This is a genomic window from Bacillus altitudinis (assembly GCF_001191605.1).
GTDB lineage: Bacteria > Bacillota > Bacilli > Bacillales > Bacillaceae > Bacillus > Bacillus altitudinis.
The window spans coordinates 3,023,076-3,037,234 of sequence record NZ_CP009108.1 but is presented as its reverse complement, the minus strand read 5'-3'; the positions used below and the strand labels follow the sequence as shown (position 1 = coordinate 3,037,234).

The window sequence follows — 14,159 nt, the reverse complement described above, 5'->3', positions numbered from 1 at the left end:
CTCATTGGTATGGGCGAATCCACTGTTTTTCTTTTTTTGCCTGCTGCCTCATGGTCGAAATTATATTGGACGAGAGCTTTATCGTGTCTTATACTAAAGGTTAGCCGATGAAAACGGTACTTAGAAGACAGTAGAAATGGTGAGAAAAGAATGCTGGAATATCAGGTGAAAATAGATTCGTTTGAGGGTCCTTTGGACTTGCTTTTACATTTAATTAACCGTTTGGAAATTGATATTTATGATATTCCCGTCGCTAAAATTACGGAGCAGTATTTATTATATGTCCACACGATGAGGGAGCTTGAACTTGATGTTGCAAGTGAGTATTTGGTGATGGCTGCAACCCTCCTGAGCATTAAAAGCAGAATGCTTCTCCCAAAACAAGAGGAAGAGCTGTTTGATGAAGACCTGATGGAAGAAGAAGAGGACCCTCGTGATGAGCTGATTGGCAAATTAATTGAATACCGCAAGTATAAAAATGCAGCGCAAGAACTGAAGGAACGTGAAGAAGAGCGGCAAAACGCCTTTACAAAACCACCAAGTGATTTAAGTGAATTTGCAAAAGAAGCAGAAGCGAAGGACACAAACTTACATGTCACGGTGTATGATATGTTAGGTGCGTTCCAAAAGGTATTGAACCGCAAAAAAATAACAAAACCAGCACCATCAAAGATTACAAGACAAGAAATCCCGATTGAAGACAAAATGAATGAGATTATGAACCATTTAAGAAAAACAAAAAAGCGGACCAATTTCATGACTTTATTTCAACATGATCAAAAGGAACACCTTGTCGTGACATTTCTTGCTGTTCTCGAATTGATGAAGAGCCATCAAATCATGCTGGAGCAGGAAGGAAACTTTGAAGATATTTATATCATAGGGAGTGAAACGATTCATGACGCTTGATATCGTGAATTGGAAAGCCATCTTAGAAGCGCTGCTATATGCAGCAGGTGACGAAGGCTTAACAAGAAAACAGCTCATGTCTGTTCTTGAAGTTGATGAGGCAGCATTGCTTGATATTATGTCTGCCGTAAAAGAAGAATATCAAAAACAAGAACGAGGAATTGAGCTCATTGAATATGCAGATTCATATATGCTGCTGACGAAAAAAGAATACAGCGTATATTTAAAAAAATTAGTAGAGACACCATCGAAAGGTTTGTCACAGGCAGCGCTAGAAGTGCTCGCCATTGTCTCGTATAAACAACCGATTACACGCAGCGAAGTCGAGGAGATCAGAGGCGTTAAATCAGAACGAGTGCTGCATAGTTTAGTTGCCAAAGCACTGCTCTGTGAAGTAGGACGTGCCGATGGACCGGGACGAGCGATCCTTTATGGGACAACACCTACCTTTTTAGAGCAATTTGGTTTAAAAGCCTTAGATGAATTACCGCCACTTCCAGAGAATGTGGAAGCAGATGGGGTGCAAGAAGAGGCTGATCTCTTTTTTGAAAACTTCAATCAAACATTTGAAGAGATAAAATAGTTCAAAATAAGGAAAAATGTATGATAAAATATAACAAAGATTTTAGGTCTAAAACCTTTGTTTGAAAGATAAAATGGTGACAAAGCCATGAGGGGAAGGTAAACACGAAACAAATGGCACATATGAATGTAAAGGCTCAAGTTGATCAAGCAGGCGTTTTTTTATCAAAGGTTGCAGTTGAAATGAATGATTTTCTGAACGAAGCTACCTTATCAAGCTTGAAACGATTAAACCCGGAAGCGGAAGCCTATTATTGTGACATATTAAGTACATTGCGGAAGCTTGCAGTTTATAGCGAGGATGCCGCGGCGGTTTGCAGGAAAATCGGGCAGCAGCAGACATTCCCGCAGCAAGCCGCACAGCAGACGCTTCATCGTATTTATCATCAATGTATTGAAGAATTTTTTACACCAAAAAAGGATACATGGTATGAAGATAGCCGTTCAGCCTATACAGGAAAAAGCTGCATTGTTTTCCATCATGAAGTATCGGCTGAAGTCAAACGTTTGTTTTCTTCATTAGAAAAAGAGTTTTTAACGATGAGAGAAGAGCTGGAATATACAACATCTCATCAGCAAATGAAAATGGTATAAAGAAGACAAGGCAACTCTCACATGAGAGTTGCTTTTTTTTATGGACGAGGAATCATAACTTTTTCAGCCGCGCATACACTTGTACAAAACGGACAAGGACGTGAATGAACATGCCCTATTTAAAAATTGGAACAGCAGTCCTTCTTCTATTGACACTCTTACTGCCTTTTTCCTCACACGCTCAAGCAGACATTTCATTATCGGTGAGTGCGAGAAGCGCCATTTTAATAGATGGACAGTCAGGCAGAGTCCTATTTGGAAAGGACGAGCACGAAAAAAGAAGAATCGCCAGTATCACAAAAATTATGACGGCTGTATTAGCCATTGAATCAGGAAAAATGAACGACATGGTCAAAGTGTCAAAACGTGCGATTCAAGCGGAAGGTTCTTCGATTTATTTAAAGGAAGGACAGAAGGTGAGCTTAGAAGACTTGACATACGGGCTCATGCTGCGCTCTGGAAATGATGCAGCTGTTGCCATTGCAGAACATGTTGGTGGCAGCTTAGAAGGCTTTATTTTTATGATGAACCAAAAGGCCTCTGAACTAGGCATGGAGAATACGAATTTTCAAAATCCGCATGGACTCGATGATCATAAAAACCATTATTCATCAGCTTATGATATGGCAATCTTAACGAAATACGCCATGAAGCATCAGCAATATCAAAAAATTGCCGGTACCACCTTTTATAAAGCAAAAACAATCGAAGGTTATTGGAAAAACAAAAACAAGCTGCTTACTGGTTTATATCAATATTCGACTGGAGGGAAGACAGGATATACAAAACTTGCAAAACGCACGCTTGTCTCCACAGCTGCAAAAGGAGATGCTGCGCTCATTGCTGTGACGATTAATGCACCGGATGATTGGAAGGATCATATCTCAATGTTTGAGTATGCATTTGATCACTATAAAACGTATGTGCTTGCTGAAAAAGGCAGGCTCGCTTCGTTAAAAGGGACTTTTTACGAAAAAAAAGCGTTTATTCAGCGGGATGTGGACTATTTTTTAAATGAACATGAGAAAAAACTAGTGGAAATCGAAACGGAAATGCTGACGCCTGAAAAGAAATGGGAGAAAAACAAAGAAGCGATCCCAGATGTAGTAGGGAAAATGACGTTCTTACTCGATGGTCAGGTGATTGAGCAAGTCCCCATTTTTTATGAAAACAAACGCAACCGAATGCCTCAAAAAAGCTTTCAAGAAATGTTTAAGTCTGTCTTTCAGACATCGATAGGCGGATCTTCATGGTCAATCTGATCTGGGTATTCCTCACGGTCATCGGTCTTGTCTATGCAATGTTTAACGGAACGATGCATGAAGTGAACGAAGCTGTTTTTAAAGGATCAAAAGAAGCGGTCACCATTTCAATTGGGTTGATTAGTGTTCTTGTATTCTGGTTGGGATTGATGAAGATCGCAGAAGAAGCGGGGTTGTTACATTTCTTTAGTAAATTATGCCGGCCCTTTATCTCAAAACTATTTCCTGAGATTCCTGCGAATCATCCAGCGATGGGGTATATTCTGTCCAATCTCATGGCAAATTTCTTTGGCCTTGGCAATGCCGCCACTCCACTTGGGATTAAGGCGATGGAGCAGATGAAAGCATTAAATGGCGGAAAAAATGAGGCGAGCCGGTCTATGATCACTTTTTTAGCAGTCAATACATCTTCTATCACACTTGTGCCAACGACTGTCATTGCCATTCGTATGACCTATGGCGCAGATCAGCCAACAGATATTGTAGGTCCAACCATTTTGGCGACACTTATTTCAGGTATCGGTGCGATTATGATTGATCGCTATTTCCACTATCGCAGAAGCAGGCGGGGGTGATCTTGTGGCATTTATTAACTGGCTGTCACTTGCTTTGATTCCACTGATCATCGCAGGAATATTGATTGCAGGGACGATTAAAAAAGTACCGACGTACGAAACATTTGTAGAAGGCGGGAAAGAAGGCATTCAAATTGCCTTTTCAATCATTCCGTATTTAGTCGGTATGCTTGTCGCCATTACGATTTTCCGAGCATCAGGTGCCCTTGATTTTGTCATGGAATTATTGAAACCTGTGTTTACAGCGATTGGTGTTCCTACAGAAGTGGTTCCGCTTGCTTTGATACGCCCTATATCAGGAACAGCGGCGCTTGGTATGACATCAGACTTAATCGCGACTTATGGTCCAGATTCTTTTATCGGCAAGCTTGCCGCCGTTATGCAAGGGTCAACTGATACGACCCTTTATATTTTAACCGTCTATTTTGGAGCAGTTGGTATTAAAAAAATGGGAGATGCACTGAAAGTGGGGCTGCTTGCAGACCTGATTGGGATCATTGCATCGATTATTATCGTCAGTTTGTTATTTAGCGGCGCCTAAACAATTGCTTTTTTTATTTCGTGGATGGAAAACAGCTTTTTTGTTGAAATTAGACAGATGAAACGCTTATTTTTCCACGAATGCTTGTTTGTTTCAAGCCAAGCAAGTAAGATAGTACATGAGGTGAAAGACAAATGGAACGTTTACAGAAAGTAATTGCCCATGCCGGCGTCGCTTCTAGACGAAAGGCTGAAGAATTAATTAAAGAAGGACGAGTTACCGTTAATGGTGAAACAGTGACAGAGCTCGGAGTAAAGGTGGGCTCTTCAGATAAAATTGAAGTCAATGGCTTAAAGCTTGAAAGAGAAGAACCGGTTTACTTTATGCTTTATAAACCGCGCGGCGTCATTTCAGCTGCCGAGGATGATAAAGGACGCAAAGTCGTGACAGACTTCTTTGATGATGTTCCGCAGCGTCTGTATCCAATCGGCCGGTTGGATTATGATACGAGCGGTTTAATTTTGATTACAAATGATGGCGAATTTGCCCATAAGCTCATGCATCCGAAATATCAAATTGATAAAACGTATGCAGCGAAACTAAAAGGCATCCCTTCAAAAGAATTGCTTAGAAAGTTAGAAAAAGGAATCATGTTAGACCATAAAAAAACAGCACCTGCCCGTGCCAAAATGCTTTCGATTGATAAACGAAAGCAAACATGTATTGTGCAATTAACCATTCATGAAGGCAGAAACAGACAGGTTCGCCGCATGTTTGAAGCAATCGGCCACGACGTTTTAAAACTCAAAAGAGAGCAATATGCTTTCCTTCATATTGAAGGCATGAGACCAGGAGATCGCAGAGAATTGACGCCGCATGAAGTAAAACGCCTAAGAGCGATTGCGGATCATGGGAAAAGCGCTTTTTAATTTTCACATAAACTTCAAAAAATGAAGAAGCATCAAAAGAAGGAGAATGCTATAATTTACCTGAATGTCTATGGGGAAGGGGTACTTCAGATGAAGAAAAGACGATTTTTCATACGGACGGGCATTCTCCTCGTGATGCTTGCTGCACTATGTTATACGATGTATAACTCAGTATTTGCCAAACAGGATCAAGTCAAAGAAGGATCTATTGCGCCTAACTTTGTCCTTCAATCGGTAGATGGGGAACGGATTGAATTAAAGGACTTAAAAGGCAAAGGCGTCTTTCTCAATTTTTGGGGTACATGGTGCGGTCCATGTAAGCAGGAATTCCCTTATATGGCAAATCAGTATGAAGTGTTCAAGGATCGCGGTGTCGAAATTGTTGCCGTGAATGTGGGGGAATCCAATATTGCTGTGAAGAACTTTATGGATGCTTATGGCGTGAATTTTCCTGTTGCCATGGACAAAGATCGTCAAGTGACAGAGGCATATGATATTACGCCGCTGCCAACCACATTTTTAATTAATCCTGAAGGCAAAGTAATCAAAGTCATAAAGGGGACGATGACAGAACGTAATGTCTATGAATATATGAATTTGATTAAACCAAAGGGGTCATAGAATGAAAGAGGTAAAGTGCGAGTGTGGACATATTAATCCAATCGGTACTGTTCTATGTGAATCATGCGGGAATCCCATTGCAGCAAAAGAGAAAAATTCATCAAAGCTGCTTGATATGAGATATGACGGCAGTGCAAGACGCTCGCAAACATACAACAAAACGATTGTTGATAAAGTATGGAACTTTTTTTCTTCCGTAAAAGTGGGTGTGTGGCTCATTGTCATCACACTGTTAGCTTCTTCGCTAGGAACTATTTTTCCGCAGGAGCGGTTTATTCCGCCAGGTGCATCAGCTTCCACTTATTATGAGGAGCAATATGGGTCGTTTGGCAAGTTATATTACATCCTTGGATTCCATGATCTTTATAATTCTTGGTGGTTTTTAGCCCTTGTCGCATCTATCGGAATTTCCCTTGTGATTTGCAGCCTTGATCGAGTGATTCCACTTTATCGTGCACTCAAAAATCAAGGGGTTGTCAAAAAAGAAGGTTTTATGAGAAGGCAGCGTCTTTTCAGCGAAACAAACAAAACATTAGATCAACATACATATGAAGGCATCGTTAGTAAGATGAAACAAAAGCGTTACCGCGTACGAGAAGAAGATGGACATATTTTAGCTGAAAAAGGCCGCTTTTCCCGCTGGGGACCTTACGTCAATCATATTGGATTAATTATATTTCTCATTGGATCCATGCTCCGGTTTGTTCCGGGAATGTACGTGGATGAAACATTATGGGTAAGAGAAGGCGAAACGGCACCAATCCCAGGGACGGGAGGCCAATACTTCTTAAAGAATAACGCGTTTTCAATTGACCGCTATGAATCTGAAAAAGAAAAAGAAGTCTTTGAAAATGCGATTGAAAAGGCTGGCGATGGTCAAGTCGTCAAAAGTTATAAAACCGATGCCGTTTTATACAAACGTGAAGGGGAAGTTGTTTTTGGTGAAAAGCCAAAGCTAAAGCAGGTAACAGAACACGATATTAAAGTGAATGAACCGCTTAAGTTTGACAATTTCTCATTATATCAAGTGGATTTTAAACAAAATGAACTCGATCAAATGGTCTTTCAGCTGATTCGAAAAGATACTGAGAAATCTTTCGGAACAGTGAAGATTAATCTGCTGGAGCCTAAGTCAGAATATGATCTTGGTAGCGGTTACAAAGTCAAGGTGATGAGTTATTTGCCTGACTTTTATTTTGACGAAGATGGCACACCTAGTACGAAAACGAGGAATCCAAATAATCCTGCGTTCGTATTTGAAATGATCTCTCCTGAAAAACCAAAAGGTGAAAAAAGCTTTGTCGCAATTCAAGAGACAGTAGAGGGTTCTGATAACAATCTTTATAAAATGAAATTTGACCGGGTTGAAACAAAAAACGTGACAGGTTTAACGGTTCGAAAAGACTTAACACTCGGGGTACTTATTGTTGGCGGAATCATCTTTATGATTGGTGTCGTACAAGGGATGTACTGGCAGCATAGAAGAATCTGGCTGTCGGCAAAGGATGGAAAAGTATTTGTGGCAGGACATACAAACAAAAACTGGTTCGGCTTAAAGTCTGATCTCAAGGTGTTACTGCACGGCAGTGGCATCAAACAGCCAGTGGATCAAAAAGAACTGCCTGATACAACAAGTATCAGCAAAAGCAAGGGGGAAGGGTTAGATGGCGGCAGTCAGTGAAAACCTGTTATTTGCAGCTTTTCTATTTTATTTAGCGGCAGTTCCTTTTTTTGGAGGGGCCATTAAAGGAAAAAAGAAAGAAGAGGGTCCGCGCAAAAATAAGGCGGCACTTATCGGCATAACGCTCACCATCATTGGTTTTTTGAGTCAATTTGGCTATTTTATTTCAAGGTGGATCGCGTCTGGTCACGCACCAGTCAGTAATCTGTTTGAATTCACCACAGCCTTTGGCATGATGCTGGTGCTCGCATTTATTATTTTATATTTTGTCTATCAAGTGTCTGTGCTAGGTTTATTCACACTTCCAATCGCTTTATTAATCATTGCTTATGCAAGCATGTTTCCATCGGATATTTCACCGCTGATTCCTTCGCTTCAAAGTAATTGGCTATATATTCACGTCACGACAGCAGCGCTTGGTCAAGCCATTTTGGCGATCAGTTTTGTGGCAGGTGTGATTTTTCTTTTGAAGCATGTCGATCAAACAAAACCGGGGAAGAAAACCTTTGGCTTAGAGCTGGTCATGTTTATGATTGTGGTTACCCTTGCATTTATCGCTGTCACGTCCATCTTTAGAATGACAGGGTATGAAGCGGAATTTAATTGGGTAGATAAAAATAAAAAAGAGAGCGTCATGGTCTATGAGTTGCCTGCCTTAGTAGGACCTCATAAAGGAGAACTTATCACAAAAGATCGTTTAGAGCCTGTGGTTGATCTGCCGCCTGTTTTTTCAGGTAGAAAGGTGAATACAGTGCTGTGGTCATTTGGCGTTGGGCTGATCATTTATGGACTGCTAAGATTGATCATTCGCAAACGACTAAGTGCGCTGCTTCAGCCGCTCGTAAGACAGGTGAATCTTGATTTAGTCGATGAAATTGGATACAGGGCTGTTTCCATAGGATTCCCTGTATTTGCGTTAGGTGGTCTTATTTTTGCGATGATCTGGGCACAAATTGCATGGACGAGATTCTGGGGATGGGACCCGAAGGAAGTATGGGCTTTAATTACATTTTTATTTTACGCCGCCTATCTCCACCTTCGGTTATCACGAGGCTGGCATGGTGAAAAGTCCGCTTGGCTTGCTGTGATCGGATTTGCGATCATTATGTTTAACCTCATCTTTGTCAACCTAGTGATTGCGGGGCTTCATTCTTACGCGTAATCGCATGAAAAAGGCCAACTTTTATGATTCGATTCGGCTTTTTGTTAAAATGTATGTAACAACGGAGAAAGCAGGAGGATTGTCTAATGGAACACACAACTCAAACGAAAATATTAGTCGTCGATGATGAGGCAAGAATTCGCCGCCTTTTAAAAATGTATTTAGAACGGGAAAATTATGAAATTGATGAAGCGGAAAATGGGGATGAGGCCATTCAAAAAGGACTTCAAACCGATTATGACCTCATTTTGCTTGATTTAATGATGCCTGGGACAGATGGGATCGAAGTGTGTAATCAAATTCGAGATAAAAAAGCCACACCAATTATTATGCTGACAGCAAAAGGTGAGGAAGCCAACCGTGTGCAAGGTTTTGAGGCAGGAACGGATGATTATATCGTCAAACCTTTCAGTCCGCGTGAAGTGGTTCTTCGTGTGAAAGCACTGTTAAGAAGATCGTCTCAAACGTCATATCTCAATACTGGAACAACCACAAAAGATGTTCTTGTGTTTTCTCATCTATCCATTGATCATGATGCACACCGGGTCACAGCAGATGGAAAAGAAGTCAGCCTCACGCCGAAGGAATACGAACTTTTGTACTTCTTGGCAAAAACGCCGGATAAGGTCTATGACAGGGAAAAGCTTCTCAAAGAAGTGTGGCAGTATGAATTCTTTGGGGATCTGAGAACAGTGGATACCCACGTCAAAAGGCTTCGCGAAAAACTGAATAAAGTGTCACCAGAAGCAGCGAAAAAAATCGTGACAGTATGGGGTGTCGGGTACAAATTTGAGGTCGGCACTGAATGAAGCTGTGGAAAAGTGTCGTAGGAAAGCTATGGTTAACCATTCTTTTCCTCGTGCTCATTGTTTTATCGATTTTAACTGTGCTTCTTTTAGAATTCATTGAGAACTACCATGTCGAAGAAGCAAAGTCTGATTTAACACAAATGGCCAACAAAGTAGCAGTCATTTTAGAAAGCCATGAGGATCAATCGCTTGCAAGGTCGATTACATCAGAACTAGCTGATAAATTGACAAGTATCGCGATTGTTCAAGAGGATGGACTAGAATGGTATTCGTCTGAAAAAGGCGGGAAGCTTCCTGCGATCACAAAAGAACAAATTGAAGCAGACAAAGATTTGAACAGAGCACTGACAGAACGAAAAAAAATCAGTAAACGAGCTGAATCTCATACAGGCAATCAGAAAGATGAACGCATTGTAGTAGGTGTTCCTTACGAGGCGAACGGAAAGAAAGGGATGGTCTTTCTTTCTCAATCCCTCCTTGCTGTAGAGCAGACAACAAAACATACGACGCGTTATATCTTCCTCGCAGCCGGAATTGCGATTGTGCTGACGACAATTTTCGCTTTCTTCTTATCCACTCGTGTCACCTATCCTCTCAGAAAGATGAGAGAGGGAGCACAAGATTTGGCGAAAGGGAAATTTGATACAAAGATTCCTATTTTAACGCAAGACGAAATTGGGGAACTGGCGATCGCCTTTAATCAAATGGGCAAGCAGCTTAAATTTCATATAACCGCTTTAAATCAAGAAAAAGAACATTTGTCCAACATTCTCAGCAGTATGGCAGACGGTGTCATCACGATCAATATTGATGGAACGATCCTCATGACAAACCCTCCTGCAGAAAGATTCTTGCAGGCTTGGTATTACGAGCAAAATATGAAGATCAAAGATGGGGATGAACTGCCGCCAGAAGCGCGTGAATTGTTTCATACTGCCGTCAGTACGGAAAAAGAGCAAATGATCGAAGTCACGCTGCAAGGGCGTACTTGGGTTCTTCTCATGTCTCCGCTTTATAACCAGCAAGATGTCAGAGGGGCGGTAGCGGTACTTCGCGATATGACAGAAGAGAGAAGACTGGATAAGCTAAGAAAAGACTTCATTGCAAATGTCAGCCATGAACTCCGCACACCTATTGCTATGCTGCAGGGCTATAGTGAAGCGATTGTCGATGACATTGCCGGATCAGAAGAGGAAAAGAAAGAGATTGCCCAAATTATCTATGATGAATCACTTCGAATGGGGCGTCTTGTGAATGATCTTCTCGATCTCGCACGTATGGAAGCTGGTCATATTACACTGAATCTTGAATCAACTGATACAGAAGAGCTGACTGAAAAAATCTACCGTAAATTCCTTGGAATTGCGAAAGAAAAACAAATCAACCTGACATATGAAATTCAAGTAGAAGAACCGTATTTTGTATTTGATCCAGATAAAATAGAACAGGTTTTTACAAATCTCATCGACAATGCCATTCGTCATACACCAGAAGGCGGAGAAGTTCACTTCTCAGTTCAATCGGTGGAAAATGGGCTCAAGATGGATGTGAAAGATTCGGGAAGCGGCATTCCTGAAGAGGATCTCCCATTTATTTTTGAACGGTTCTATAAAGCAGATAAAGCAAGAACAAGAGGACGTTCCGGTACGGGGCTGGGCCTTGCGATTGTGAAGAACATCGTAGAAGCGCATCAAGGCTCCATTCATGCACATAGTAAAGCTGGAACAGGTACTCACTTCACTTTCTATATTCCGAAAAAAAAGCAGGAACTCGTCTAATCTTGACGAAGAATCTTGTTACATGAGAAACACTTCTTTTCGAAAGAAAATGAAGTGTTTTTTCTATTTTCATATTTTTAAGGAGAAGTTAAACAAAAAGCCCTTTCCAAATTGTCGATCTTGTAATATATTTGTCATAAAGTTGTAATGTAACGTTTTGTGAGAGTCACTCGACAAAAATAAGTGAACGGAGGGGTTTCCTATGCATGAAACCTTTCAAAAAATATATGATTCGTACCATCAAGATTTGTACCAATTTTTATTTTATATGGTAAAAGATAAAAATCAGGCAGAGGATCTCGTGCAGGAGGTTTACATTCGGGTACTTCACTCATATAAAACTTTTGAAGGAAGAAGCAGCGAGAAAACATGGCTGTTTTCAATTGCAAGGCATGTGGCAATTGACTGGTTTCGCAAACAGCAAACCATCAGACAACGGGTGCTCGGCACGTTTGATTGGGATAAACAGGATGTAAAAGATCCAGACCTGCTCCCAGATGAATTGGCTGTACAGGATGAAAATATCAAAGAAATTTATGCCGCACTTGATCATTGCACCATTGATCAACGAGCCGTCATCATTTTAAGGTTTATCCAAGGCTACTCAATCATGGAGACGGCCAAGGCGCTAAAGTTCTCGGAAAGCAAAGTCAAAACAACGCAGCACCGAGGCCTGAAAGTGCTCCGAAAACATATGGAGCTTTTGAAGGAGGAGCTAGTGAATGAAAACGAACAGGTCCAATTGGAGCGAAGAACGAATTAAAGTATTACTCAGTCAGCTTCCAAAGGTGGAGGACAACCGTTCATCTAAGCAGATTTACCAGCAAATGCTGATGGCAAGCGGGAAGAAAAAGAAAAGTGCCAGATGGATCGGTCCAGCGGTCGCAACCGTTGTGGTCTTATTTATGGCGTTTTTGATTTCTCCTCATTTATTTCAGCCGGCTGCTCAAGATATAAAGAAAGTGAAAATGGACTCGAGTGCTGAAAAAGGACAGGTGAATGCTACATTAGAGGCGGTAAAAAACACAAATGATCCTTCATATGTTGCTTATGCATCTGACAAAGAAAAGTATATGACGATTTCATACATAGATGAATCGACTTCTCAAGTTGTCCCAATCAGTATTCAAAAAGAAAATAAGCATGACGATGTGCAGGCGCTTCTTGATACATATGAAAAACTGGAGCTGCCTGAAATGACAAAACCTCTTCAAGCCTATATGGATATGGTGGATGTGAGTGAAAAAGGGGATACACTGATTTTTCAGCTGAAAAATGATTTGTCTCTTGATACATTAAAAGAAGCCAACCGTTTTAAAGACATGGTAAAAGAAACGTTAAAATGGAGCCAATATAAACAAGTACAGGTCAAGTCTGTCAATGGCTCGCACCTTCAATTAGGGACGAATGGCCGTCTAGGTACCATTTCAATTAATAAACAAACAAAGCACGCTTACTACGTTTTAGAAAATAAGAGCGGGACATTTTTGGTGCCCTCAAAAGATGATTATCCTTCTTATAAAGATGCGGTAGAGGCGATGAAGCGGGCGAATGATGCAGGACTCGATCCACTCATTAAAGAAGAGCCTATTCAAAAGGTGACATCAAAAGGAAAACATGCAACCATCACGTTTGGAGCATCAGCACAATTAACGGACTCAATTGATCATATTTTACTTATTGAAGGACTGCTGCTCACAGCGAAAGATTTCGGTTTTACAGATGTCACGATACAAAATGCAGGAACAGATCAAGTAGGCCCATATGAATTAAAAGAACCGCTAGAGGTACCGGCACTGCCAAACCCAGTTGTTATCAAAGAACGCTAAAGGACGCAACTTATTGCGTTCTCAGCGTGTAGACAAACCCTCGCATTCTTTGTCAGTCCTGCGCTCCGGTGCTCACGAATGTCAAATTCACTCTGCTCCGGTGCTCGTCCTTCCTAGACTGCAAAGGTTTTCTATCACGCTGAAACGAAGACAAAGGGCTAAAATCAAGTTCATTTTAGCCCTTTGTCAACAATCTGAGGACGCAACTTATTGCGTTCTTTTTTCATGTATAGAAAAGGGCTTCCTTGAGGTATACTAAGCTGTCATGAAAAGAACTTCAAAGAAGGGAAGTCACTGATGAAAAGGTATTGCTACATATGTGCTAGCTGTTTCTTGTTCTTGACCTTATCACCGTTTGCCCATGCAGAGAAAACAACCGAGTGGGTGGAACCAATCAAAGGTGAAGTCACTGATTTGTTTGGGACAAGAGGTGGTTCGCATAAGGGGTTAGACATTGCTGCACCAGAAGGAGAATCCATTTTTGCTGCAAGCGAAGGTGTGGTTACTCGTTCCTATGTATCTGCTACATATGGAGAAGTTGTATTTATTCGGCATCCCAATGGATATGAAACCGTCTATGCGCATTTAAATGCGCGTTTTGTGAAGAATGGTGATCATGTACAAACAGGGCAGCCGATCGGCATCATAGGCAACACAGGCGCTTCTAGGGGCACTCATTTGCATTTTGAGGTGCACAGGGGTAATTGGTCAGTTAATAAAGAAGATGCAGTAGATCCGCTCACAATCATTGCAAGAGATCGTTTCCAAGAGCCAGCCCTTCATGTAGATGGATATGAGAAACATACATATGTCATACAACGAGGGGACACGCTCTGGTCCATTGCTAAAGCACATAAAATGACCGTTGATCAATTGAAGAAAATCAATGCACTGACAAAGAATCTCATACGTACAGGTGAACGTTTAATCGTTTCAACAAAATAAAC

15 protein-coding genes are annotated in these 14,159 nt (G+C 41.1%); all 15 read left to right on the top strand.

Translation table 11 applies throughout. The features are described 5' to 3' along the window. Positions 1-150 precede the first annotated feature (150 nt). The 15 genes from ID12_RS15220 (at position 151) to ID12_RS15150 (ending at position 14,157) form a co-directional block, all read left to right on the top strand. Positions 151-909 (top strand): segregation/condensation protein A, encoded by a 759-nt coding sequence (locus tag ID12_RS15220; protein WP_007501021.1) that lies wholly within the window; start codon positions 151-153, stop codon positions 907-909. Next, positions 899-1,492: an SMC-Scp complex subunit ScpB gene (gene scpB / locus ID12_RS15215; RefSeq protein WP_008344462.1), complete on the top strand. Its 594-nt coding sequence runs from the start codon at positions 899-901 to the stop codon at positions 1,490-1,492. Before ID12_RS15220 ends, scpB begins: the two co-directional genes overlap by 11 nt. Before the next feature lie 113 nt (positions 1,493-1,605). After that, positions 1,606-2,085, top strand: coding sequence for a YpuI family protein (locus ID12_RS15210; RefSeq protein WP_007501019.1), 480 nt, complete (start codon positions 1,606-1,608; stop codon positions 2,083-2,085). A gap of 110 nt (positions 2,086-2,195) precedes the next feature. Continuing rightward, positions 2,196-3,347: a D-alanyl-D-alanine carboxypeptidase family protein gene (locus ID12_RS15205; RefSeq protein WP_050827367.1), complete on the top strand. Its 1,152-nt coding sequence runs from the start codon at positions 2,196-2,198 to the stop codon at positions 3,345-3,347. Next, positions 3,335-3,922, top strand: a complete 588-nt coding sequence (locus ID12_RS15200) for a nucleoside recognition domain-containing protein (RefSeq protein ID WP_007501015.1) — start codon at positions 3,335-3,337, stop codon at positions 3,920-3,922. Before ID12_RS15205 ends, ID12_RS15200 begins: the two co-directional genes overlap by 13 nt. Positions 3,923-3,926: 4 nt before the next feature. Then, entirely contained in the window at positions 3,927-4,463 is a 537-nt protein-coding gene (locus ID12_RS15195) for a spore maturation protein (RefSeq protein WP_017359781.1), read from the top strand. Positions 4,464-4,597: 134 nt separating this feature from the next. After that, entirely contained in the window at positions 4,598-5,332 is a 735-nt protein-coding gene (rluB, locus tag ID12_RS15190; protein WP_008344472.1) for a 23S rRNA pseudouridine(2605) synthase RluB, read from the top strand. 90 nt (positions 5,333-5,422) lie between these two features. Next, complete coding sequence (resA, locus tag ID12_RS15185; protein WP_008344474.1) at positions 5,423-5,953, top strand: thiol-disulfide oxidoreductase ResA; 531 nt, start codon at positions 5,423-5,425, stop codon at positions 5,951-5,953. A gap of 1 nt (position 5,954) precedes the next feature. Continuing rightward, positions 5,955-7,634, top strand: a complete 1,680-nt coding sequence (gene resB / locus ID12_RS15180; RefSeq protein ID WP_019743083.1) for a cytochrome c biogenesis protein ResB — start codon at positions 5,955-5,957, stop codon at positions 7,632-7,634. Beyond that, positions 7,618-8,796 carry a c-type cytochrome biogenesis protein CcsB gene (gene ccsB, locus ID12_RS15175; protein ID WP_050827366.1) on the top strand — a complete coding sequence of 393 codons (1,179 nt, stop codon included), beginning with the start codon at positions 7,618-7,620 and terminating at the stop codon, positions 8,794-8,796. Before resB ends, ccsB begins: the two co-directional genes overlap by 17 nt. An 86-nt stretch (positions 8,797-8,882) precedes the next feature. Beyond that, positions 8,883-9,605 carry a response regulator transcription factor gene (locus ID12_RS15170; protein ID WP_017359777.1) on the top strand — a complete coding sequence of 241 codons (723 nt, stop codon included), beginning with the start codon at positions 8,883-8,885 and terminating at the stop codon, positions 9,603-9,605. Continuing rightward, the gene (locus ID12_RS15165; RefSeq protein WP_050827364.1) at positions 9,602-11,383 is read left to right on the top strand and encodes an ATP-binding protein; all 1,782 of its coding nucleotides are present in this window, start codon (positions 9,602-9,604) and stop codon (positions 11,381-11,383) included. The genes ID12_RS15170 and ID12_RS15165 overlap by 4 nt, the downstream gene beginning before the upstream one ends. Positions 11,384-11,585: 202 nt before the next feature. After that, positions 11,586-12,146 carry an RNA polymerase sigma factor SigX gene (gene sigX / locus ID12_RS15160; protein ID WP_007501006.1) on the top strand — a complete coding sequence of 187 codons (561 nt, stop codon included), beginning with the start codon at positions 11,586-11,588 and terminating at the stop codon, positions 12,144-12,146. After that, positions 12,106-13,212, top strand: coding sequence for a hypothetical protein (locus tag ID12_RS15155; RefSeq protein WP_050827362.1), 1,107 nt, complete (start codon positions 12,106-12,108; stop codon positions 13,210-13,212). The genes sigX and ID12_RS15155 overlap by 41 nt, the downstream gene beginning before the upstream one ends. 297 nt (positions 13,213-13,509) lie before the next feature. Next, positions 13,510-14,157, top strand: a complete 648-nt coding sequence (locus ID12_RS15150) for a M23 family metallopeptidase (RefSeq protein WP_046343877.1) — start codon at positions 13,510-13,512, stop codon at positions 14,155-14,157. The last annotated feature ends 2 nt before the right edge of the window (positions 14,158-14,159 follow it).